The following is a 25,221-nucleotide window of genomic DNA, read 5'->3' as shown; positions in this document are numbered from 1 at the left end:
TAACTACTGAACTGGTCTCTTTTTCCCGACTTCATCAGGCGCACGGGTATCGTCAGGAGAACGTGTCATAACCGGACGCTTGCCGAGAGAGTCAAAAGGAAACCGGATCAGACTGTTTTTAAAATCCTGCAAGCGAAAAGGGAAGAAGGGTAGAAAAAACGGACGTCCCAGACTTGATTGACGTAGGATGTGTATCAATAGAAAAGACGCGCCAAGCATAATACCAAAGCCTCCCCAAATTCCAGCTAACAGGATAATCGGAAAGCGGAGGATGCGTACTGCCGTACTCATCATGTAGGAAGGAAAAGTAAACGAAGCTAATGCACTGAGTGCCACAATCATGATCAAGATGTTACTGGTAAAACCCGCTGCAACGGCTGCCTGTCCAATTACGATACCGCCGACGATCCCTATCGTTTGCCCAACTTTGAAAGGAAGTCTTGCTCCAGCCTCCCGCAGGAATTCAATAATCATCTCAAGCAGCAAAGCTTCAAACAATGGGGGAAAAGGCACCTTGGAACGAGACTTTACTAGCGATACAAGGAGAGCAGAGGGAATCATTTCATAATGGAACGTAAGTGCAGCCACATAAGTAGCTGTAAAAAACAAAGAGACAAAAAGGGCCGAGAAACGTAACAATCGGATGAAGGAAGCCATTTGCCACCGGACATAGAGATCTTCATTGGACTTGAAAAAGTCAACGAAGGAACTGGGACCGACGATAGCAAACGGGCTCCCCTCCACAAACACAACAACCTTTCCTTCCAACAGGGCTTCACTTACATGATCAGGTCGTTCTGTTAGGATTAACTGCGGAAAAATAGAGAACGTATTGTCATCAATCAGTTGAACCAATTTTCCACTGTCAATCACACCGTCTATATCTAGATCGCTTATACGTTGAATGACGGTTTGAACATTTTCAGGAGCAGCCAGTTCCTCCATGTAACATATTTCCACATTTGTCATGCTGCGCTTCCCAATCGTAATGGATACGTTGGTAAGCAAATCAGTCGACAGATATCCCTGTAGCATCCCTAAGTTGGTTTCCAAGGCTTCCGTAAAAGAAACCTGGGGACCGAATATCTGGGTTTCGACCTGAGCCTCTCCCAAAGAACGACTCGGTATTCTTGCTACGTAGAGAAGAATCCCGCACGCCGTTCCTTCTATTTGAAGGTAAATCCATCCCCTCACGAGATAATCGCTGACTTCCCTGTAATCCAAGGTTTGGGTGACATGAGCAACAGGAACATTCCCCAAAATCGTATCAGGAACGATCTTTTCGTCAGGTAGTCTTTCCAAATAGGGAAGCAACACCTGCTGGAGAATGACCGTATCCACTAGATAGGGGAGGTAGGCTAACAACAAGCTATTGGTTCCACAAGAAAAATTACGAAACACCAATCGCGGATTTCGCATGTGATCCCATAATCTTTCTCGCGTCTCGCTAACGGATTCAGAAATCATGTTGGTTGTCATCTTATGTTTACCCCAATATATGGTGTCCCCTTATTATTTTTCCAATGTCCTTTCTCTATTCCCCTTTCCAGCCGAAGAGTACGCTCCCAGACAAAATGAAAACAAAAAACCGAGACGGAATACTCCATCTCGGTTCGTTCACCACTATTTATCTGCCGCTCTTCATTTCAGTCCAGTAGCGGTCGTATTGCTGCAAGGTTTCTCCTACATCCACCAGCCACTCTGCACGTGCAATGTCTGCTGTATCCAGGAAGACCATCTTATTGGAACGATATTCTTCACTGTGCAGTGGGTATGCTTTTTCGTTCGGATTGCTGTAGCCAATAGACTCGTAGTTTTTCACACTGACCTCTGGGTCCATCAAGTAGTTGATGAACTTCTCAGCCATTTCCTTGTTCTTAGCGCCTTTTGGAATTGCCAGCGTGTCTGCCCAGATCGTTGCGCCCTCTTTCGGAATGACGTACTCCACATCTGGATTTTGTGCGTGAATGAAAGCGGCGTCACCGGACCAAACCGTTCCAATCCATGCTTCCTCAGCAATCATCTTTTGCTTGATGTTGTCTGTGTCAAAAGCAACAACATTCGGTACTACCTTTTTCAAATCAGCAAAGGACTTTTCCAGTTCCTCTGTGTTCTTCGTGCTATTGGAGAAGCCATTCTTGATCAATGCCATTCCCATAACCTCACGCGGGTCGTTCAGCATGATGACACGGCCCTTGTAAGCTTCATTCCATAGATCGTTCCAGCTTGTCGGGGTTTCTTTTACATATTTCTTGTTGTAAGCGATCCCGGTAATTCCCCATGTATATACGAGTGAATACTTGTTTTCTTTGTCATAAGGAGGTGTCTTGAACGTAGACACGATATTGCCCATGTTCGGGATGTTGGCTTTGCTCAACTCTTCCAGGAGGCCCAGCTGAATCATAGTGCCTACCATGTAGTCGGAAGGTTGAATCAGGTCGTAGCCGGATGCACCCGCTTGAATTTTTGCCAGCATTTCTTCGTTGCTGCCGTATACATCATAGTTAACCTTGACGTTGAATTTTTGCTCAAAATCTTTGATGACGTCTGGGTCGAAGTTGTCTGCCCAGCTATAAATATTCAATACTTGTTGCTCTTGCTCAGATGACGATGAGCAGCCTACAGCAGTCACCGCAAGTACGGCGGTCAAAGCGCCGATCATCAAGGACTTGAAACGTTTCATTTTTTCCTCTCAACCTCCAAATCAGTTATCGGATTGCTTTTATGAAAACTCCATGATGTATCTAAAAGATGGATTGATTATTTTTCGAGTCTTTGCGGCGGAAAATCTCTGCCACCACAACCAACAGCACTGTACTCACGATCAAAAGTGTCGAGAGTGCATTCACTTCTGGCGAAACGCCTCGCTTGACCAACCCGTAAATGTAGAGTGGCAATGTGGTCGAATTCGGACCAGCCACAAAGAACGAAATAATGAAATCGTCCAGCGACAGGGTAAACGCCATCAGGAAGCCTGCGATGATCCCTGGCATGATCAGAGGCAGCGTCACATAGCGCAATGTCTCCCAAGGAGTTGCTCCCAAATCTTGAGACGCTTCTTCCAATTCTTTGCCCATATCAGCCAAACGGCCAGAGATAATGACCATCACATACGGCATGCTAAACGTAACGTGAGCCAGGATCAGGGTCACTTTCCCTAGTTCCATCTGTACCTGGCTAAACAGCACGAGTAAAGCCAATCCCATCATGATCTCCGGGATGACGATCGGCAAGTACATCAGCCCGTTGAAGATGTTGCTCCAACGAATCGAATAATGCTTGACCGCCAGAGCGGCAGCCGTACCCAAAACCGTTGCAATAACGCTGCTGATAACCCCAATCGTCAAACTGTTCATCAGCGCTTGCATGACCTGCCTGTTTTCAAACAAAGAAACGTACCACTTCCACGTAAAACCAGTCCACGTAGCGTTGATCCGTGAATCATTGAACGAATAAAGGACAAGGATCAAAATGGGCAGATACAAAAAGACCAGCATCAGCCACGAGTATCCAGATAGTGCGTTTCGACGTAATGTTTTCATGCTGATTCCTCCTTTGTCTCACTCGCTTTGGTAGCGCGGAAATAAAGAAGAATCAACAGCATGGACAATAGCATCAGCACGATGGACAAGGCAGAACCAAACGGCCAGTCACGCGCAGACAAAAATTGATTTTGAATGACGTTTCCGATCAGAGCCGATTTCGCTCCTCCCATGACATCCGGAACGACGAACATCCCGATGGAAGAAACAAATACAAGGATCGACCCAGTGACGACACCCGTCTTGGTCATCGGCAGAGTCACATGCCAGAAAGCTTTCCAAGGCGTTGCGCCCAGATCATACGCTGCTTCCAGCTTACGACGATCCATCTGCTCCAGCGACACATAAATCGGCAGTACCATGAACGGCAAGAGTGTGTACACCATCCCGAGCAGGACAGAACCCGAATTGTACAGAAGCGGCAGCGGCTCCGAAATAATGCCCAGCGATTGCAGGAACGTATTGATTACACCTTGCGAACGCAGGATGATTACCCACGCATAGGAACGGACCAAGAAGTTGATCCAAAACGGAATCATCACGAGCAAAAGCCATATTTGCTGCGTCGATTTTTCCAGTCGTGAAATGTAATACGCTAACGGATAGCCGCACAAGATCGAAAATACAGTTGTTAAAACCGCTACGACCAGCGTATCCCAAAAAATTTGGCCATACAGCGGATCGAAAATACGGATGTAATTGTTCAGCGTAAACTCATAGACAACTTGCCCGTATGTGCCTCTTTTGAGGAAAGACAGTATAGCGATCATAAGCATAGGCAGGACGAAAAGCGCACCCATCCACAAAAGGGCGGGAAGCGCGAGCAGTTTTACCGGCTTCTTGTTTAACAAGGAAGAATCACCTCGTCCGTCTGTGCCCAGCCAATGGCCACTTGATCTCCCACCTGCCAGTCCAGACCGTCACCTGCGTACTGGTGTGCCATTACGGTCATTTCCTGCCCCTCGAGGCGGATAAATACCTTACGCAAATTGCCGAGGAACACCGCGTCAGCAATGGTGCCCAGCTTCTTGTGCTTGTCCTTATCGGAGTCAACCGGGTACAACTTGATCTTTTCTGGACGTACGGCTGCATTCGTTCCGCTTTCCCGGAAAATGTTGTTTTCCCCAATAAAGGTAGCCACAAACAAGGTTTGCGGGGAGTTGTAAATCTCTGCTGGAGAAGCAATCTGTTCAATTCGTCCCTTGTTCATAACCGCGATGCGATCGGACATTGCCATCGCTTCTTCTTGGTCATGGGTGACGTAAATGAACGTTATCCCTAAGTTTTTCTGCAAGTTTTTCAGTTCGAGCTGCAAGCTTTTTCGCAATTGGTAGTCCAAAGCACCTAGAGGCTCGTCCAGAAGCAGAACGCGTGGGTTGTTAATAATCGCCCGTGCGATTGCTACGCGTTGCTGTTGTCCGCCAGACAGCTGCTTTGGCATGCGCTTCCGCAATTCTGTCAGTTGGACGTACTGAAGTACTTCCTCCAAACGCTTTTGTTGTTCAGCTGCGTTTACTTTTTTCATTTTCAAACCAAACAGGATGTTTTGCTCCACGGTCATGTGTGGAAACAAAGCATATTGCTGGAACACCATGTTCATATCGCGCTGATACGGCGCCACAGCCTTCAGTGGCTTTTCGTCCAGGAAAATTTCCCCAGTCGTTGGCTGCTCAAAGCCAGCAATCATTCGCAGCAGTGTCGTTTTCCCACAGCCACTCGGGCCGAGTAACGTCAAAAACTCCCCTTCTTCAATGGAGAGAGAAAAAGAGGGGACGACGACAGTATCTGCAAATCTCTTTTCAATTGAATCCAGATGTATAATTTTTTTCATTCCGTCATCTCACCATATGTCATTATACTCACAATCTAGGTAACTATATCGTGTATGATACGATTTGTAAACAGTTTCACCAAGTCTGGAATGATTTTTTTGCGACCAGCAAGTAAGAGCGATTCCTCCACAAAAACAAACAGAGCCAATGAATAAACATTCGCTCTGTTGCGTATCCATTTTATTTTCTCACACAGAGGTGGATTTCGGTTGAGGCGTGCGATTCTGTTTTTTCGCTTTTGCCCCTAGGAAATTCGTCCCAATCACTCCGATAATAATCATCACCGCGCCAATAAGATGGTAGTATGCCAGTTGTTCCTGCAAAAAGATGACGCCTGCCACGATGGTAACCAGTGTAGACAAATTGTTAAACACGCTAAGTTTGGATGCTTCCATCTTGGACAAGGCAAAGTTGGTCATAAAAGACGTCATGAGCGAGGACAGTATCCCCAAAAATACAATCGAGATGATAAACGCCGAGCTGGCGAAAGGGGCAAAATACGTCGACAAGGTCCCCTCTGCACTATGGCGAATGACTGACCAGCCGTTAAAAAACAAAAATCCGAGTAACGCCACCATATACGTCATGTCTATATAATGAAAGGACTTTGTCATTTTCCTAGCCAGAACACTATACCCCGCCAAAGAAAACGCGGATAACAGGATGAGAATGGTACCGATACTGCTCCCTGAGCCTGAGCTTACACTGAGCCCCTTCATTGCAAAAATGTACACGACACCTCCTACGGATAAAAGCGTGGACAGCTTTTGCAGCCACGTAGAAGACTCTCCCAAAAAGAATGCCGCCATGATCATAGTAAAAATCGGAACGGTTGCTTGAATAATCCCCGCTTCAGACGAAGTGGTATACACCAGTCCAAACGCCTGAAGGGTAAAGAACAGAATAGGGTACAGCATGGCTAGCGGTATAATCGTGAGCATGTCTTTTGGTTTGATGGACAGCTTGATCCACCCAAACACGATCGGTATGGATGCAGCGATAAATGCCACGGTAAAACGGTGTGCCAAAGTATCAACCGGATTGGTTACAGCGAGTGCCATTTTCAGAAACAAGAACGACAAGCCGGTTATCCCTGCATTCAATAATGCCGCAAGAATCGCTTTTTGTTCGTCTTTCATCGTATGTATCTCTCCTACTGGGGACTTTTTACAGACGGCCGTCTTAGGTTAATAGTAATGGGGGATTAATCGTGCTACAATGCAAAAAAGGAGTAACTGTACCGATACAAATCCGGCTGTAAGGGAATGTTTTTTGGATGCACAAATATTTGCAGCTTCAAAATGAACTTGAAACATTGATTGAAAGCCTCTCCTATCGAGACGGAGACCGGCTTCCCTCCATTCGGGAGCTCGCCTCTCGCTACCAATGCAGCAAGAGCACTGTAATCCGCACTTTGGATGAGCTCGAAAAGCGTCACCTCATCTACTCGGTCGACCGAAGCGGCTACTACGTCGTGAAAAAACAAAGGAAGATCCAACCCGCAGATACGTCCATGATCGATTTTGCGACCTCTGCTCCCGATCCTGACCTCTTTCCTTATGTCGATTTTCAACACTGCATCAATAAAGCAATTGAAACCTATAAAAACGACCTTTTCATATATGGAACCACACAAGGCTTGCCGTCGCTCATTGCCGTCATCGCCAAGCTGCTTGGGAACCATCAGGTTTTTACGGACCCGGGTAATATTTTCATTACCTCCGGTGTCCAACAAGCTCTATCCTTGCTGTGCAGTCTTCCTTTTCCAAATGGCAAGGAAACGGTTCTGATTGAGCAGCCCAGCTACCATCTTTTCATTGAAAGCTTGCAAGTACGCAAGCATCCTGTCGTCGGGATCAAACGCACTGCCCAAGGAATCGATTTAGAAGAGCTGGAGTCTATTTTCCGAACGGGAGAGATCAAGTTTTTCTATACGATGCCTCGCTATCATAGTCCGCTCGGTACGTCGTACAGCCGAAAGGATAAACAGCGCATTGTAGAGCTTGCCCAACAGTACGACGTCTATATTGTAGAAGACGATTACATGGCAGACCTAGAGCATGACAGCAAAGCTGATCCCCTCTTTACCTACGATCGCTTTTCTCGCACCATCTATTTAAAAAGCTATTCCAAAATTATTTTTCCCGGGCTGCGTTTGGGTGTGGCCGTTATACCTGACGCGCTAAAGGATTCCTTCAACCAGCACAAGCGACTCATGGATATCGACAGCTCCATGCTATCTCAAGCTGCGTTGGAAATTTACCTAAAAAGCGGAATGTTCGAGCGTCACAAGCAAAAAATACGCAGTTCCTATCAACGGCGATCCAACCTGCTGATGGCGTCCTTGAACCATTTTGCGGCGAATGAAGAGCATCTGTTCACCTTTCAGCCCTTTGCGTATCCGGGGATTCATACGCACATTGTTTTGAACGATTCCATCCCGGTCCCTGCTGTTATCAGCCAGCTCAAAAAACGCTCGATCCTCGTGGATGCTACTGACAAAAATTACTTGATGGGCTTTCCGGAAGAAAATATGTTGAAGCTGAATGTGTCCTATGCCAAGGAAGCAGTGATTGAGCAAGGGATTGAGGTGTTGATGGATGTGTTACGCCGTATTCACCGATAACCTCTCCGCCTTAAGTCGTAGATAAAATCCGGCGAGAGTGCGTTTTTGGACAACCAAAAAATCTCCATAATAGAGCTGTTGAGTTGATCCAAAGCCCAGGCGGATGTGAAATGATTGTTTACGTAACCTATTAACGATTTACAACGTATTACAAATACAGGAATATGGTTTAGCAGAATGATGGCGGCTTTGTAAAAAAAATATGCAAAAAAAATGGTTTCAAAATGCATCGAATGCGGTATATCGTTGTATAGTAAGTGAATCCCAATTCAAAAAAATTCGTTCCATAGTCGGCCAGTTTGAAGTAGAATCGCATCTAGACACATGTATTTTGTTGGGCTTACTCGGCGTGATGCTGAATATTCCGATAAAGCGCACAAAGGCCTCCAAAGTTGATGACTGGCAGTTAACGATAGAATGACAAAGGAGAAATAGATGTTTCAGAACATTTTAGATTTCTTAATGGAATACGGCTATTTGGGAATGTTCATCCATTCTTTTGCAGACGCAGTCATCTTTCCCGTTCCTGCCTTCTTTCTTCAAGTGCCACTCAGCCTCGTTGACCCTTCGCAGGCATTGTGGATTGCAACGGTAGGCTACATCGCTTGTCTGATAGGGACACCCGTCGGTTATTTTATCGGTAAAGTACTAGGCAAATCCGTTCTGTACAAAATCCTCAAGAAGGAATGGATTGATTCTGCCACAGTGATGTTTCAAAAGAAAGGCGAAGTCGCGATCTTCATCGGTTCGTTTACACCCATTCCGTTTAAAGTTTTTACAATCATGTCGGGTTGCTTGAACTTCCCATTGTGGAAATTGCTTGGGTATGCGGCAATTGGACGGGCAGTCAAATTTTACGCAGTTGGATTTTTGTTTTATTTTTACGGCAAAATGGCGGAAAATATGGTCCATGACGTTTCTCTCTATATCTTTCTCACCGTGGTGCCGCTCATCTTGGTCGGGTTATGGGTGAAGAAAATTGTCACCAAGCGCCGTCAGCTGAAAATGGAAAACGCGGGCGTCAGCAATGGCATCAATGAGAAAGTCATGAATAAATAGCAAAGAAACCCCAAACATATGGGGTTTCTTTTTTTTACGATTGGTTATATTTTTTTGACACGAATTCCTTCATCTTCTACATCAATCAGCATCGATGTCACATTGTCCTCTTCCATCACCAGATCCGCAATGCCATCTTCGACATATTGCTGAATCACGCGACGCAATGGACGTGCCCCGAAGGAAGGGTTGTAGCCCAGCTCAGCCAGCTTTTCTTTTGCGGCATCTGTCACGCTGATCTCCATTCCTTGCTCAGACAGATTGCCCCTTACATCTTGCAGTAGCAGATCGACGATTTTGACCAAATCCTGTTTTTCCAGATGGGCAAAGGAAATGATTGAGTCGAAGCGATTCAGGAACTCCGGCTTGAAGTACGCTCCCAAAGAATCCAGCACAGTGGCAGGCTCGGGCGCTTTTGCTCCAAAGCCAACGGAGATTTTACGCTCGCTCACACCGGCATTGCTCGTCGCAATGATGACTGTCTCCTTAAAATTCACCGTACGACCCTGACTGTCTGTCAGACGACCATCCTCCAGAATTTGTAGGAACATGTGCATCACGTCCGGGTGTGCTTTTTCGATCTCATCCAGCAGGATAATGCTGTACGGGTTGCGGCGTACGCGCTCTGTCAGCTGACCTGCTTCTTCATGACCGACGTAACCAGGAGGAGAACCGATCAATTTGGATACCGAGTGCTTCTCCATGTACTCACTCATATCGAGGCGGATCATGGAATCACGAGTACCAAACAGCTCCTCTGCTAATGCTTTGGACAGCTCTGTCTTCCCTACGCCTGTCGGACCGACGAACAGGAAGGAAGCAATCGGTCTGTTTTTCGGTTTCAGACCTGCACGACTGCGACGAATCGCCTTCGCTACTTGTGTGACCGCCTCGGATTGACCAATGACTTTTGCTTCCAAATGAGCTGCTAGGTTTTTCATTTTCATCTGCTCATCACTTTGCAGCTTGGTAACAGGAATCCCAGTCTTTTGCTCGATCAAGGCTTGGATGTCCGTGACGTCAACCTGTACGCGTTGTTCCTTGCCCTCGATCTGATCCAGCTTCTCTAAAATGCCCGCTTCCTCGTCTCTCAAACGGGCAGCTCGTTCGTATGCCTCTTGCTCTGTCGCTTCCTTTTTCTCCTGATTGATTTGCGCCAGCCGCTCATGTAGCCCTACCGTATCAACTGCGGAGGATCTCAGGTTCAAGCGCGAGCCCACTTCATCCATGAGATCAATCGCCTTGTCAGGCAAGAATCGATCCTGGATGTAACGATGGGAGTGTTCCACGGAGGCACGGATGACATCATCCGAGTAAACGACTTGGTGGAATGCTTCGTATTTTGGACGCAATCCCTTTAAAATCTCGATCGCTTGTTCTACGGTTGGTTCCTTGACCATGACTGGCTGTAGGCGGCGCTCCAGAGCAGCGTCTTTTTCAATCACGCGATACTCTTTTAACGTAGTTGCCCCAATCAGCTGCAACTCACCGCGAGCCAGTGCAGGCTTCAGGATGTTCCCTGCATCCATGGATCCTTCCGCAGAGCCTGCTCCCACCAAGAGATGAATCTCATCCACAAACAGGATGACGTTTTTGCGTTTTTGCAGCTCGGCAATCACTTGCTTCATTTTTTCCTCGAACTGTCCGCGAATTCCCGTCCCTGCAACTAGAGAGGCGACATCTAAAATGTACACCTGCTTGTTTTTCAGCTTGGTCGGTACTTGCCCTTCCGTAATACGCAGGGCGAGGCCCTCCGCAATCGCCGTCTTCCCGACCCCTGGCTCCCCGATCAGAACCGGATTGTTTTTGTTCCGTCGGTTCAAAATCTCAATGACACGCTCAATTTCCTGTTCGCGTCCAATCACAGGGTCTATCAGTCCGGCACGTGCCGCATCGTTTAGATTACGACCCAGGTCATCGAGGATGCCTCCACCACGCTCTGGTGCTTGTGGCTGAGGTTGGCCGGAAGATTTGCCCGGGTTCACCCGGCCTTGGGCAAAGCCTTGCAGGAACTCATCCAGTCCTGAGAAGGAGGAGAAAGGGCTAAAGCCCATGCCCACTCCCATTTTGTTGGTCAGCTTTGTTTTGCAATCCTGGCACAGATCGTATTTTTGTTGCTGATTTTGTAAGCGTATATGAACAGTCACAGTTGCTTCTCGTTGTTTGCAGATTTCACAATGCATATTCAATCCCCCCAAAAGCGTTGTTTTGGAATTCAGAAGATCTTTGACCTTTCCTGACCTTCGTTGACCTTATTATAGTTTGACCTTCTTTGACTTTCAAGAGGGATTGTATGGTTTTTTACACTTTGCTCTTTTGCAGATAGGGAACGATTGAAAGTAACCCTATAACAGCTAAACAAGCGCCTACCCACAATGGTGAAACAAGCCCATAGCCACTACTGATCCCGATCCCGCCTAAGGAAGAACCAATGGCAACACCCAATGTAATAAAGGAAGTATGCACAGTGTTTACCATCGTCCCACTGCCTGCTGTATTCATCACTCGTGCGATCATGGCCGGATTCATCGCTACACCCGTCAAGCCAATCAGAACAATGGACAGCACAGCAATCCATTGATTTTCGGCGCCTACGGCAAACAGAACCAATGCCGCTAAGAGTATGCTTAATCCCGTTACAAGGATTCGCATGGTAAAACGATCAGCAAGTCTGCCAATCACGATATTTCCGATCACGGTCGCTATCCCATAAAGGGCGAGCAAATACGGGATACTCGCATCCGAAAATGCCGTTACATCCGTAAGAATCGGAGTAAAATAACTAAACGCTGCGAAGGTACCGCCAATGATCAGCATACTCGTTGCATACGCGGCCCAAAGGTGCGGATTTTGAAAACTTGAAAGCTCATCCTTTCCGTTCATCTGGTCCTTTTGTGCGGAGGAAGGGAGCAACCATTGAATCAAAATCCCCGATAGCAATACGACTACTGCAACAGCCCAAAAGCTCATTCTCCAGCCGAAATATTGTGCAATCACGGTTGTCAGAGGGAGTCCGATGACAGTGGCAATCATTAGGCCTGCCAAAACAATCGAAGCTGCCTTTCCTCGTGAATGAGGGGGAACCAAGCTAGCTGAAATACTGACGGAGATGCCAAACGCTGCGGATGAAGCAATACCCGTTATGATACGTGCAAGCATCATCGACTCGTAACTCCAAGCCATTGCTCCCAGCGATTGGCCAAGAAAGAAGACGGCAACCAAAGAAAGCAGCCCTTGCTTTCGGCGAATATGCAAAAGAGTTGCTGTTAGGATGGGACCTCCTATCACCATTGCACCCGCATACGCCGTAATGAAATACCCGATGGAGGGGATCGATACACCGAAATCATCGGCAAGCTCATTCATCATCCCGGCCACCATAAATTCAGAAGTCGTCATCGCAAAAATCGCTACCGCTAACAAATAAATCATTGACGGCATGAAGGAACACTCCTTACTCATTATTGTAACAATCGGTACAAAAATAACTCAAAAAAAGAGCGCATTACGCGCCGAAGATAGATTCCATGGTGCCATTCATGATTTGTTCAGCCAATCTCCGATTCTGTGTGGATGTATTCAACACACGGAAGCCGTAGTAACTGCTTAAAAATAGGCTAGCCAAATCCAAAGCAGATCGTTTTTTGGAGATTTCGCCCGTTCGCAAGCCTTCCTCCATCACTTTTTCCACGGTTTGCTTTAGAAGCTCAACATGTCTGGAGACTATTTCTTCAATCTTGGGATCGTCTTTTGCCCGTTCCAATCCCGCATTGATCAGCAAACATCCCTTTGGATTCGTTGATTCAAAGTCTTCCACTAATGCCCAAGCTAAAAAATTTTGCAACCGTTCTTTCACGGAACCCGGACTTTCCAATAATGCCCGCTGTTCACGAATCCCAGTATCGTGATAGTGTTCCACCACCGCTAGATAAAGGTCCTGTTTGCTGCCAAACGTATTGTACAAGCTGCCTTTACCTAGTCCAGTATCGCTGCATAAATCATGCGTCGAACAACCATTGTAGCCTTTTGACCAAAATGTTTTCATGGCCACATCTACAATCGAAGTGTAATCAAAATCACGAGGTCTGCCGCGTTTGCTCAACGGAATCCTCCTTTCGTTTCCAACTGTTATGGAAATCTTACACATTATGTACCGTCCGGTCAATAAATGAAATATCCGCAACTGTAAACCATGCCTATAGAAAAAGCCCATTTTGAAAATCACCTCTCAAAATAGGCTTGATCATTGATTATATCGTCTCTAAATCTTCTCCATCCCTCTCCATCATTAAAAAGAGTATGCTTGTACTTCATCGAAAGTAGGCAGGGATGGTTGAGCACCGTTCCTTGTCACGACAATCGCTGCTACTTTGCTGGCGAAAGTGGCCGCTTCCGTTTCTGTCATTCCTTGTGTGATCCCAACCGCAAAAGCTGCTGTAAAGGAATCGCCTGCCGCAGTTGTATCCACTGGCTCTACGCGGAAAGCCGGGATATGGGTCGCCTCATCGGCGGTTACTATGAGAGCGCCCTTTTCCCCCAACGTCACGATGACGCGCTTTGGTCCCCCAGACAAAAGCTTTTGGGCTGCGGCATGCACTTCGTCTATCGTAGATACAGGCATTCCTGTGAGAATAGAAAGCTCTGTTTCATTTGGGGTTAAGGTATGTACATGGGTTAATAACTCACTGGATAGCTCGCGTGCAGGTGCCGGATTTAAAATGACCAGCTTGCCGAGTCGAGCAGCCTCTTTGACTGTGTATTCCACGACATGCATCGGGATTTCCAGTTGGAGCAATACGATGTCGCTGTCCTTTAAAATAGACAGATTGTCTGCAATATGCTCGGTGCTAACGAGCGCATTCGCTCCAGGAACGAGCACGATGTTATTTTCTCCATCATCACTGACATTGATAAAAGCCATGCCTGTCGTACCCGAGCATTTGATCCCCTCTATGTGAACGTGCGCATCCGTTAGCCCTCCCAGCATGACCCGGCCGTTCTCATCCTCTCCTACCATTCCAATCATGGAGACATGCGCCCCCAGGCGAGACGCTGCTACTGCCTGATTTGCTCCCTTTCCACCCGGGATCAGCTCGAAGTGATGGCTTGCGATCGTTTCTCCTGCTTTGGGCAAATGATGTACATGGGTTACGAGATCCATATTGATGCTTCCTACTACTGCGATTTTCACGACGAGCCCTCCTCGTTCCATCTCAAACATGATCATTCGGTCGGTTACAAAATAGTGCTTTTCATCCGAGAAGTCAACGTATTTTCTCAGGATTGTTCCTAAGACTTGGAGCGCAATGGTTTCATTGGATATAATGAACAAATCTTCTATCATCCGGAGGTAACCAGATGGAGCCGATTATCCAACATCCTTGGAACATTGATGAGCAAGAGGCCATCAACTTACAGCGACAACTATCCCAGCAAGTGAAAAAAGAAGATCAACTAGCGGACGTAAGCTTCGTCGCCGGAGTAGATGTCGCCTATCATGCCGAGTCTGATTTGTTAGTCGCTGGTGTCGTGATTCTCGACGCCAATTCCCTGCAAGTCGTAGAGTCTGTCGTCATTCAAGACACCGTCGAATTCCCGTATATTCCTGGCTTGTTCTCTTTTCGAGAGCTGCCTCCACTGGTACGTGCATTCAAGGAGCTAAAAACAACACCGCAGCTCGTCGTCTGTGATGGGCAAGGAATCGCTCACCCCCGAAGATTCGGACTAGCCAGTCATTTGGGCGTCCTGTTTGACATTCCTACCATTGGCTGTGGAAAAACGAGACTGCTAGGAGAATACGAAGAACCAGCACAGGAAAGAGGCGTGTATTCCCCTTTGATTGATCAAGGTGAGATCATCGGCGGAGTCTTGCGCACACAACCGAATATCAAACCAATATTCGTCTCAATCGGACACGGAATCTCTTTGCCAACTGCATGCGCATGGATCACCAAGCTCTCTCCCAACTATCGTTTGCCCGAAACGACACGGCAAGCGGATCAGCTCGTGAATAAAGTATCGGCGGCGTTAAATAGTAGCCGCTAATGGAGTGTCGGCCATACATTTTCATCGTGCTCGTCCAAGACTGCTTCGATTTGATCTCCTTGGAAAACGACAATGTAGCCTCGTGGCAGAGCCAATGCTTGCAAAAGAGACGGACGTAGCTTTAGCAGTTGGTAAACGTAGTATGATTCTAGCTGGTCACTGTCTACTTCGCCTTCCACAGGCCCGAGATACCACCCGGAGTCACCTTTTCGAACATCTTCTGCACGCTGCAAATAGACGTGTTCTTGTTCAAATGCACCTTTTGCCACCACAATTTTGTCTTGGAACAAAGCAGCATCCCCTTCTGCTCGCACGGTTTGCAAACAGTTGTTTTGCGCCATTTGCACGACCAAGGACACAGACAGGTCAGAAGTTGTTTCAGAAAAGGGATTCGCGTCGTAATCGGGTGCCACGATCTCCAAATACCCATCCCGTTCGAAAACCAGCAGAATGGTCCAGCCTACCTGAATTTTCGCACCGTTCTTGATAGGACCATTCTCGTTTTCTACATCGGCGAATACGTCCAACAGAAAGTCTGCTTGCTTCACCAAAAACTCTTTGCAGGTCACGACAAACGTTCGGTTATGAATCTGTTTGGAGCGTTGGCAGAGTCGGGACTCTTTCTCAGCTGACATGGACCTCTTCCTTTCTGCGTGATCGGAATTGCTGCTATCTTCAGGATATCATGAATAGGAGAAAAGCTCCGTTACACATTTGCTACAAAGGATATGTAATAACTGGCTGACAAATGAGTAGCAAAGCGCGGCTTGGCAGGTGGGCTACAACATTTTTGGTTGTATTTGTTCAACACAGTCTTTGATCGTATCAATGACGGCTCTTGGCTCGGTAAATTGAGGAAAATGCCCACTTTTTTCAGCGAGGATATGTTTACTGTTGCTAGATAATGAAAGCAGTTCCAACTGATGCTCGATTCGTTTTTTGCGTACTTCCTCTGGCATCATGCGATTTTCTTTTCCACCTGTAATCACGTAAACAGGTATGTCGGGAAAATATTCGATTGCATGGATTTGTTCCACTGTTTTTTTGACAAAATGAACTTCATTGAATCGTTTATGGGGAGACAAGGAATCAAACATGGAGAGCATTTTGTTTATTGTTTTGACTACCTTACCTTGATATTTTTCAAGACCGATATCTTTCGGATGGCTGGATTCTAAAAAGACAACGCCAGCTACTTCGTTGGGGTAAAGCCGGGCATATAAATTTGCATATAATCCCCCTAATGAGTGTCCGACTAGCAAAAATGGGGGTTCAAAACCTACTATCTTTAATGTCTCCCGTAACGTTTCTACAATCGTAAGTCCATCTTGGGGTTCTTGCGGCTTATCACTCCCCGAAACACCAAGACGATTATAGGAAAAGACAGATGAAGTCTCTGAAAGATCCGATAGTATTTTCATCCAGCCTTCTATGGGTCCTGAACCACCGTTAATGAGAACGATATTGGGTTTGCCGTTTCCGCTACAATGATATTGTACCTTCCCTCTTGAAGTACTTACTTTCGATATCTCTATTGCCAATGTACGACACCTCACTTTGTTAGGGCTGGGTTTCACTGTAGTAATACGTGATGAACAAATGAGGGTTTCTATTTTTTAGGAGTGATTCTTGCGGTGAGGAAAAAGAGCAGCGGCAGACAAAGGACGTTATTTTGTCGTCCTTGTCTACCGCTGTCTTGATTGCTAAACGAAGAAGTTATTTGGTGCCGAGTGGTACTGCTAACAGCTCCGCCAGCTTGACCGTATTCTCTCCTACCATGCAGCTATAATGGTTGCCGGCGATTTCTGTCACTTCCATTTCTCCAATACATATATCTTGCCAAAAAGCGATGGTCTCTTCGCTCGTGCTTGGCAAAAATTGAAACGGCTCACGAGCCAGCAGGAAGCGAATGTCTCCCATATATGGCAAAGGAGTATAGCGAGCTGCTTTAAAGCTCTGCCCAAACACTTTGCACAAGCCCTCTGCCATTTCCACTGGCATCTGTTCCCCTGATGCTTTGCCTAGCGCATGAACATAAGCAGTGAAGCGTTCTCTTCTGTCAAACGCGGATAATTTGCGGAACATCTCTCCCACCTGGTCTAGCCCCTCGTCTCCACCGATGGTGCACGCTGAGCCTTGTGGGATGCAATCCCCGTATTTTTCTACAAGCTGCAAAATCGCCCGGGCGAATTCGTGCTCATCCACTTTTCCAAAACCAGCCTGTTCCTGCGTGATGTTCAGGTTCGGAACAAACAGTGCCTCAATCAAGAGATCGTCGCTCACTTCTGTCAGGATCGGAGGAATGTCGATCAAGACCAGGTCCAGAATAGAGACGCCCTGCTCCCCGAGTCTTCTCGCCACTTCAATGGCAATCAATCCGCCCAAGGAATAGCCGATAAGCTGTACAGGCCTTTGCTCTGCTTCACGCAAAATGTCGATCAAGCATTCGGCATAATCATCTGCCACGGTTTCTATCAGCTCGGACGGCTCTAGCTCGCAATAACGCTCACTATCGTCAATAGCGATCCCGACGATGCTTCCTGTCTGTTGGGCTTTGAGCTGTTCAATCAATGGACGAAAACTGTCCATCGTCCCCAAAACGGCATGGAACACAACCCGCAGCGGCCCAGATTCGTCACCGCCATATGGAATCAGCACGGCATTGCTCGACTTGTTACGTTTTTTCAGAAATGCGACTTCCTCACTCTGCTGCATCTCCTGATTGCGCATGTGTATGAAACCAGCCAGTGCTTCCACGGTCGGGAAGTTGAGCATTTGCCGGAGCAAGATATCAAACGGGATGGCAGCGTGCGTCGAGTCCTCCGCCAGCTTGTCGCGCAGCTTTCCGGCAACCTGCGCCATGATGAGGGAATCTGCACCGTACTCATAAAAGCTTTGTGTTCGACCGATTCTTGAGACTCCCAATGCTTCTGCCCAGACGTGAGCAAGCTGCGCTTCCAATGGATCAGATTCAGCCACCTCTGTAGCGTCCATAGCAGCATTTTGTCCGAACGACGATGCAAGGCGCCATTTTGCCAGCTCGCGGCGATCTATTTTTCCATTTCCGGTAAGCGGCAATGCATCTACGACTTGCAGATGAGCAGGCAGCATATAGGCAGGCAGGTGTAGGGAAAGGAATTTTTCCAGCTCTGCGCCACTGACCCTCACCCTGTCCAGCTTCACGCGATGAGCGAGCAGATGACTCTCTCCCTCATTCTGCAAAACGAACAAAAGACCGTCTTCTTCCTTCTGCAACTCACTTATCCATGACGGCTCTGTCCACTTGGCAAGAATGAGCCACCCACCCGGGCAAATCAGCTCTTTCAGCTTGCCCATGTCGGAGCTATCTATCGCTCCCGCAGCGAACACCACATCGAACGAGTTCGGTGCCAGTCCTTGTGCCCGATACTCTTCTTCTACTGTTTCCATACTTATATACTCTGCATCATAGCCTTCCAACGCTTGCGAGACATGCTCTGTCAATGCCCCGTTCCCTGGGCCGACTTGCAATATCCGTAGAGGCTTGCTCGTATGCTGTCGCGCAATCTGTTGCAAAAGCATAACAATACGCTGATTGACCTCAATGCCCGTTTCTTCACCGATCCCATTTACGAGCATCGCGAATTCTGCTCTTTCCGCTTCAAGGTCAAGGTCCATCCTGCGGGCGCCCTCCACAATCCCAAGCAAAACAGGCTCGTCACTCGCTCCATCCAGCACGACACCAGCTGCGGCGACAGCAGGATGTTTGAGCAGGGCCGATTCAATTTCACCTAGCTCGATCCGATGCCCTCTGATTTTGACCTGATTGTCTTCGCGACCAATAAACTCGATTTCGCCCCTGGGTGTGTAGCGGCCCAAATCACCCGTTCGGTACAGTCTCTCTCCATCCATAGGATGAGAGAAGAACCTTTCCTCCGTGAGCCTTTGATCTCCCACATAGCCCTCCGCCAAGCCAGCTCCGGTAATATACAGATCCCCGATCACCCACACTGGGCAATCGCGCATCTGTGAATCGAGGACGCGGAAGCCTTGATTGGCGAGCGGGCGGCCATACGGAATACTGTTCCAGTCTGCTTCCAGTCCGTTGTACAGATGGTAATTTGACCAGATCGATGCTTCCGTGGCACCGCCGAGACTGACGATCTGTGCAGAAGGCAGATATTTTTGCATCCGATCAGGCAGCGTCAACGGAATCCAGTCACCGGAAAGCAAGGCTAGTCGCAGCCTGTCAACTTTGACAGTTGGCGTAGAATCCAAATACGCGACCAGCATCTGCATCAGGGCCGGCACGGAATTCCACACGGTAATGTCATGCCCGGCTATCAGCTCACTCCAATGGGACGGGTCCGTTTGACGATCGGGATGAGGATACACAACCGCACCACCAACAGAGAGCGTGGCAAAAATATCGTAGACAGATAAATCAAAGCTCAGCTGGGCAAGGCCAAGTACGCGGTCATTTTCCGTGATCGCAAAACGGCGAAGCATGTCCTCGATTGTATTCGCTGCTGCACGGTGGCTGATGACGACCCCTTTGGGCTGTCCCGTGGAGCCAGACGTATAGATGATGTACGCAGGCAAATCCGGGTTTAGGTCAGGCAGTATCAATGGTTCATGCTGTGGGCTTACTTGATCTACTGCAATCTTTTGAATAGAGTCTGACCATTGCAACTGGTTGGCAGATACCGTCAAGGCATAACGGATGTCCGCCTGTTCCATCATGGCCAGTCGCCGCACCTCGGGTTGCTTCGGATCAATAGGTACATAGACGGCTCCGGCAAACAATGTACCGAGTACGGCTGTGACTTGATGCGCGCCTTTTTCCATCACGATGGCCACGCGGTCTTGCTCGCGGCAGCCCAGCTCTTTCAGCTTCCCTGCTACTGCGGCAGCTCGTTTCACCAGTTCTGCATAGGAAATCTGTCCTTCACTGTCAATCACGGCTAGACGATCTGGCGTCGTCATTGCTTGCGTGACGATTGGCTGATGCAAGGCGTACTCTGGTAAAGCTGCGGTGGTCGCATTCACCTGCTGACGCTCTTCTCGCTGCCAGTCTGGCAACGCAATTTCGTCAGCTCCCTCCCACACTTGCTCACTGCCCGCCAAAGATTGCAGTAATTTTGCAAAAGTATCAAACATGTCGTCAACGACATGCAGAGGGAAAACACCCTCCCGCACATCCCAGTTCACCTGCAAGCCTGCCGAGCTGTCCATGGCTTGGCAATCGATGAAAACCTGCGGTGTTTGACTGATGCCATGCCCAGCAATTTTACCCTGTAGCTGACCGCCTTCCGCTGGTTCCACTAACCCAATCGCGCTCGTAAATACGATTGGCATCAGAGCGGCTTCACGCCCGCGCCTGCGCGCTAGCTCGCGCATGACCTCCACGCCAGAAAACAAACGGTGATCCAAATCTTCAAACAATTGCTTTTGAATGGTTTTCGCCCGCCCCTGAAAAGAACGCTCCAATCCCCAATCAACCGCAAGCAAATTGACGGATGTGAAATCCCCGACAATCTCATGGACTCGCTCATGCAGCGGCTGTCTGTTCAGCAACGTCAAATTCAGGCAAAACGCACGGTTTCGACTCCAGCGCTCGATCACAGAGGCAAAGGCTGTCATCACTGCGGAGGTTGGCGTCAATCCTCGCTGCTGGGCACGCCGCTTGAAGGCATCCCACGAAGCATTATCTAACCGAATGAAGCGACGACGAAAGCGTGCGTCTCCATTCTGGGTCTGCTGTCTCGCCATTGGCAGGTCTGGAGCCTGTGGCAATGCATCGATCCGTTGCTGCCAGTACGCTTTGTCTCTGCCATACGCGGTAGTCTCTCTTAGGCTGCGTTCGGCAAATACGTAATCACGAAACGTAATCGGCAACGTGGGCAATGTTTTTCCCGGTTCTTTGTAAAGGGCCTCAAACTCACCCAGCAAGAGCCAAATACTCGCCCAATCCGCAATGAGAAATTCCATCGATACATGGAGTACAGCCCTGTCGCTCGTTTTCGTCAAGCCGATATCAAACAGCGGCCATTTGGCTGTATCATACACGCGATGTCCCATCGCTTCGCGTATGTCATCGAGCCTTGTTCCTGCCTCTTGCTCATCCATGTCACTTGTATCTGTATAGGTAATCGTCAAACGCGGAACCTTCTCCAGAATGCGCTGCTGACCGTTCTGATCAATGGTTGCGCGCAGCATGTCATGTCTTGCAATGAGCAGGTTCCACGCATCCTCCGCCCGTTTCGGATCAAGCTCGGGATAGTCCAGCTCCATGTAGATATGGCACGCCACGCCACCGTAGCCAAACAGCTCATACCGGCCCAGCAAATAAGCAGACTGCACATCTGTCAGGGGAAAAGGCACAAATCGCGCTGCTGGATCTGGTACCACCTTCACCGGTTGGGATTCGGCTCGCAAAAGAGCAAGAATGTCTGCTTTCTGTTCTTTTAACGCCTGTAAGTCATCGGCTGCAAGCGTTCCTCTTGGGGCTCTGTAACGCAGGCTCCCATTTTCCTCCCATAAAAAAATTCCATCTCTGCGTAGGCGCATCAAGAGCTCGACGCTATTCGTCTTGAGGTTTTGGGGCATTTGCACACTCTCCTATTTAAATGAGCTTGGCCATTTCGTTTTCGGTTGGGGAAAGCTGCTGACTTACGCCAACATCGCTGTTGTTCTTGATGAGAAACAGCTTTTGTCCAAGTGGTGCCAATGAGTGAGACTCCTTAGGCAAAACCGCAAGCTCCTTGACGCCTGCTCGCTGAAACACATCGAGCCACTGCTGGACAGTCATGAAGGTCGATTGCGTATTTTTCCTATCATCTACTGGTGGAGTCATCATGAAAGCTTGGGAGATGAGCATTTCTACGAATTCTCGAGTTGGCTCCGTAATAATCATCCAGCCTCCCGGAGCAAGGGTCTTCAACAGCCCTTGGATGACTTCATCCGTGTCCCGCGCGTTGTTCAACATCCCTGCCGCAATTACGATATCGAAGCTGCCTTCTGTGAGACCTTGTGCAAACAAATCTTTGTCGATATCAACTACCTGATATTTCATCCACGGGCACTCTTTGTAGCGTTCCCGTGCAGAGGATAAGAAAAAGTGGGACACATCCGTGTACACATACTCCACATTCAGTCCTTTGGAAACAGACGCCCTCAGGCGGTCCACAACCACATCACTCGTTGCTCCAGTCCCAGCTCCTACCTCCAGGATACGAAGCGAGTAGATCGTAGACGCGATCCGCGCTACTGCTTCTGCGACCGACTTGTTCAAATAACGCGCCACAAGGGTGTCCCGATAAAGCGCATTGGCAACATGCATGCGACCCTCAGGAAATAGCAGCAAAGCAGCTTGCTGGGTATCATCCATCAGCTGTGGCAGCCGATCCGCATTGTCCTTGAGATAGTCCATGACGAGTGGTGAGCCCAGCTTGCCATTCCAAGCGTTTTTGGCTAAATCCCACCGTCGTTCTACTTCCTCTCGCGTCATCTGAATGCCGCATTGATACTCGTCAGTGGTACATTTCAGGTAGCCACGATCCGTCAAGATGTGCAGCCAGCGCTTGATGACTGGTTGATGACGTTTTGCTACGTTTGCAGCAGTGAAAATGTCTGACGCTGTATAGGAATGCTGTCCCGCTGTCAGTGCCCCTTGGGATTGCAGTGCAAGCAGCATGGAGGCCACCGCTGCTGCATCCAGGCGCTCAATGCACGTATTTACCTGCACGGCATCGATCCCTTTTAGCTCGCTCTCGGCAGACGCCGTGCATGCAAAGGCATCGTTATTTTCCGCCAAAGTCGCATCATTAGGTGAGGCAGTGTCGTGGAATTCGTCGTCCGGAATGCTCCAGGCTGCTTGTTCGAGGGACGCTAACGTCAACGGCTCATGACTGCCATGGGAGCGCAACACGGGATATCCCAATGCCTGCGTCCATTCTTGCCACTGTCGTGAGCACAATAGCTCCTGCTGCGCGCGCGTTTCCATCGCAGCCTTATCGACCTGCCCCATGATCCTATCTCGCATGATGAGTAAATCTCGTCCGATAGCTTGCGGCCACTGCTTCGTAAGAATGTCCCGATAGGTCGGCGTCTCCTGTGGTCCCAGTATGTGTGTACTGTTTTCCAGCATGTGTGCAGGTGGAGACACTGTCAGCTCACCATGAATGTCAGGAAGATCCGGTACGTGCAGACGCGGCTGCCATACGACGGGACCATGCGTGTCTGTAAGCGACAAGCTCCCGCCAGCTACACCAATCGTCAAACGATGCAGCAAATGCAGATGGTTGTCTGGATCATCCGGATCGACTTCATTGTGGGCGCGTAGCGTAATCGGAATTTTGCCTAGCTGTCCGATCAACACTTGAAACGGCCCCTCATCCTTGATGACATGACTGATTTTCCACGGACGAATAGAAGGGAGAGCTTCCTGTAAAATGTGCATGAGCGGGAAGGACACCTGTGTAGCGCAAGCAGCCTCGATGTACAAGGCAGGCTGCACAGCCAGCATCGTACGAGCGCAAGCAATAAAGCGGCGAACAGCAGGCAAATGTACGTAGAGGTCGCCCGTCATAAAATGAACACCGTTCTGTTTGGCATGCTTTAAGCACAGCGCCAAATCTTTGTGGTGGATCGGCTCTTCCGAAATGACGTGAATGCCCTTGGCAAGCAGTTGGATCGACAGCTCTGTTCCATTGCCGCCCATCACGGTGGAACGCAATACGACGCAAGCCAGATCAATGTCAGCAGGTAATTGATTGACATCGGTGTACAGCGGGATGCCATTTCGCTCGGCGCATTTACGTGAGCGTTCACTTCCTTTTGCCAGCAGGCCTACCAATTCAAACTGCTCAGGCAATGCCTTTACCGCTTCCAAGTAGAACTGTCCAAAGCGGGAACCGCATACCACGGTACGCAACTTACGATTCTTTGTCATACGTCACCCCTACTTCATTTCCATGATGGAATGCATGAGTTCGACCTGCTGCTCGCGAAGCGCATCAATCAGGCGTGTCGCCGATATGCCTTCTGCCACGAAAAAGCAGCCTGTTTTTCTGTTCTGATCTTCCGCGATCAAGTAGGCCACTGAGGCCGCGATGATGCCGGATATCCGATTCCAGTCGCCCGGGTACAGAAGAGTGGAGAAGACCCGTACTTTTTTACCGTCACGCTTTCCTGTCGTATGCAGGTGGAACATCGTAAAATCTTTCACACCTGACTTCTTCGCCTCAAACTGTTCCAGCAGAAGCTTGGCTGACGCTCTTTTTTGTTCCTCGGTCTTGTATTGCTGCAAAGCCTTGATCATCACAAATTGATTCAGGATGGCATTGCTTTGATAGCTGTTGTAAAAATAAGCGGATTCGATTTTATGCTGCTTGGTCATGAGGCCGAATTCCTTGGTCACTACCGGATACGTATCGCGCTTGCCAGCGGGATGCGGCAGCGTGTAGTTGCGGTGGAACGGCCCGTCTATTTTTTTGACCTCTCCTTGCTTGAAGTAAGACATTCCCCATCCGGTATCTTCTTCAATGCTGCAAACGATGTCATAGGCCGCATTGAGTGAGAAACCGCCCTGTCCTGCAAAAAAGACTTCGAGCAAATCGACTTCGTCGAAATCATTTTCAGCGACGTAAGCTGGGAAGACTTCCGACAGCCCCGGGTAAACGCCAGCAGAGATGATAAAGAGCAGTCCCTTTTCCTCGATTTCCTGCTTTCGCGTGAGCAATTGTTGATACAGATGCTCATCTCCAGACACATCTACGTAATGAACCTCATGTTTGAGGCATGCGACAGCAACTTTATCAACGATTTGCTTGGATGGCCCTGCACAATTGATGACGAGATCGACTCGGCCGCAAAAGTCATGCAGTTCCTCCTCGTTGAATACATCCACCTGCTGGCATTCCAGCCTACCGCCCGTTTCAGTGAAAAGCTCACTTAGCTTCTCGAGATTTCTGCCGCCAAGCAAAATCGGATAGTTCGTCCTAGACAAAATCGTTTTAAAGGCTGTATGGCCTACAACCCCAGTCGCTCCCAAAATGCCAATCTTTTTGATACCCAACGTTCGCTCCCTCCTAGCCTGCTCCCCGCATTCTTTTTCCAAGAAAAGGCGGGGCTGCGC

The 25,221-nt window shown here is 48.5% G+C and carries 18 protein-coding genes; 3 read left to right on the top strand and 15 right to left on the bottom strand.

The window, feature by feature from the left end:
- Positions 1-3: 3 nt before the first annotated feature.
- From ACFVS2_RS16540 to ACFVS2_RS16515, 6 genes are all read right to left on the bottom strand, one after another.
- Complete coding sequence (locus tag ACFVS2_RS16540) at positions 4-1,479, bottom strand: spore germination protein (RefSeq protein WP_390235696.1); 1,476 nt, start codon at positions 1,477-1,479, stop codon at positions 4-6.
- Between the two features lie 148 nt (positions 1,480-1,627).
- On the bottom strand, positions 1,628-2,683 hold the full coding sequence (locus ACFVS2_RS16535) for an ABC transporter substrate-binding protein (RefSeq protein WP_173618697.1): 1,056 nt from the start codon (positions 2,681-2,683) through the stop codon (positions 1,628-1,630).
- 61 nt (positions 2,684-2,744) lie between these two features.
- Positions 2,745-3,542: an ABC transporter permease gene (locus tag ACFVS2_RS16530; protein ID WP_173618698.1), complete on the bottom strand. Its 798-nt coding sequence runs from the start codon at positions 3,540-3,542 to the stop codon at positions 2,745-2,747.
- Positions 3,539-4,342, bottom strand: coding sequence for an ABC transporter permease (locus ACFVS2_RS16525; RefSeq protein ID WP_390236222.1), 804 nt, complete (start codon positions 4,340-4,342; stop codon positions 3,539-3,541). Before ACFVS2_RS16525 ends, ACFVS2_RS16530 begins: the two co-directional genes overlap by 4 nt.
- 44 nt (positions 4,343-4,386) lie before the next feature.
- On the bottom strand, positions 4,387-5,373 hold the full coding sequence (locus tag ACFVS2_RS16520) for an ABC transporter ATP-binding protein (protein WP_390235693.1): 987 nt from the start codon (positions 5,371-5,373) through the stop codon (positions 4,387-4,389).
- Positions 5,374-5,562: 189 nt separating this feature from the next.
- Entirely contained in the window at positions 5,563-6,513 is a 951-nt protein-coding gene (locus tag ACFVS2_RS16515) for a DMT family transporter (protein ID WP_173618700.1), read from the bottom strand.
- 137 nt (positions 6,514-6,650) lie between these two features.
- Between ACFVS2_RS16515 and ACFVS2_RS16510 the strand changes: the two genes are divergently transcribed.
- Positions 6,651-8,000: an aminotransferase-like domain-containing protein gene (locus ACFVS2_RS16510; RefSeq protein WP_390235691.1), complete on the top strand. Its 1,350-nt coding sequence runs from the start codon at positions 6,651-6,653 to the stop codon at positions 7,998-8,000.
- Between the two features lie 435 nt (positions 8,001-8,435).
- Complete coding sequence (locus tag ACFVS2_RS16505) at positions 8,436-9,059, top strand: YqaA family protein (protein WP_390235688.1); 624 nt, start codon at positions 8,436-8,438, stop codon at positions 9,057-9,059.
- A 44-nt stretch (positions 9,060-9,103) separates the two neighbouring features.
- On the opposite strand, the gene ACFVS2_RS16500 is transcribed toward ACFVS2_RS16505, so the two are convergent.
- From ACFVS2_RS16500 to rbsK, 4 genes are all read right to left on the bottom strand, one after another.
- A complete protein-coding gene (locus ACFVS2_RS16500; protein WP_390235685.1) occupies positions 9,104-11,242 on the bottom strand; it encodes an ATP-dependent Clp protease ATP-binding subunit in 2,139 nt (712 codons plus the stop codon).
- A 118-nt stretch (positions 11,243-11,360) separates the two neighbouring features.
- Entirely contained in the window at positions 11,361-12,500 is a 1,140-nt protein-coding gene (locus tag ACFVS2_RS16495; protein WP_390235683.1) for an MFS transporter, read from the bottom strand.
- Between the two features lie 64 nt (positions 12,501-12,564).
- Complete coding sequence (locus ACFVS2_RS16490) at positions 12,565-13,161, bottom strand: TetR/AcrR family transcriptional regulator (protein ID WP_390235681.1); 597 nt, start codon at positions 13,159-13,161, stop codon at positions 12,565-12,567.
- A gap of 186 nt (positions 13,162-13,347) precedes the next feature.
- Complete coding sequence (rbsK, locus tag ACFVS2_RS16485) at positions 13,348-14,250, bottom strand: ribokinase (protein WP_390235679.1); 903 nt, start codon at positions 14,248-14,250, stop codon at positions 13,348-13,350.
- Positions 14,251-14,417: 167 nt separating this feature from the next.
- Here rbsK and nfi point away from each other — a divergent pair, with 167 nt between their 5' ends.
- On the top strand, positions 14,418-15,104 hold the full coding sequence (nfi, locus tag ACFVS2_RS16480; protein WP_173618707.1) for a deoxyribonuclease V: 687 nt from the start codon (positions 14,418-14,420) through the stop codon (positions 15,102-15,104).
- On the opposite strand, the gene ACFVS2_RS16475 is transcribed toward nfi, so the two are convergent.
- The 5 genes from ACFVS2_RS16475 to ACFVS2_RS16455 form a co-directional block, all read right to left on the bottom strand.
- Positions 15,101-15,739, bottom strand: a complete 639-nt coding sequence (locus tag ACFVS2_RS16475; protein WP_390235676.1) for an immunity protein Imm33 domain-containing protein — start codon at positions 15,737-15,739, stop codon at positions 15,101-15,103. The two genes, nfi and ACFVS2_RS16475, sit on opposite strands and share 4 nt — an antisense overlap.
- Positions 15,740-15,883: 144 nt before the next feature.
- Positions 15,884-16,645 carry an alpha/beta fold hydrolase gene (locus ACFVS2_RS16470; protein ID WP_390235674.1) on the bottom strand — a complete coding sequence of 254 codons (762 nt, stop codon included), beginning with the start codon at positions 16,643-16,645 and terminating at the stop codon, positions 15,884-15,886.
- 175 nt (positions 16,646-16,820) lie between these two features.
- Positions 16,821-21,692 carry an amino acid adenylation domain-containing protein gene (locus ACFVS2_RS16465; protein ID WP_390235671.1) on the bottom strand — a complete coding sequence of 1,624 codons (4,872 nt, stop codon included), beginning with the start codon at positions 21,690-21,692 and terminating at the stop codon, positions 16,821-16,823.
- 16 nt (positions 21,693-21,708) lie between these two features.
- Positions 21,709-24,036 (bottom strand): Gfo/Idh/MocA family oxidoreductase, encoded by a 2,328-nt coding sequence (locus ACFVS2_RS16460; protein ID WP_390235668.1) that lies wholly within the window; start codon positions 24,034-24,036, stop codon positions 21,709-21,711.
- Between the two features lie 9 nt (positions 24,037-24,045).
- Complete coding sequence (locus ACFVS2_RS16455) at positions 24,046-25,161, bottom strand: saccharopine dehydrogenase family protein (RefSeq protein WP_390235666.1); 1,116 nt, start codon at positions 25,159-25,161, stop codon at positions 24,046-24,048.
- Positions 25,162-25,221 lie beyond the last annotated feature (60 nt).

Origin of the sequence: Brevibacillus sp. NPDC058079, assembly GCF_042885155.1 — a bacterium.
Classification (GTDB): Bacteria; Bacillota; Bacilli; order Brevibacillales; family Brevibacillaceae; genus Brevibacillus.
The sequence above is the reverse complement of the archived record's forward strand: the minus strand, read 5'-3'. Positions and strand labels throughout refer to the sequence as shown.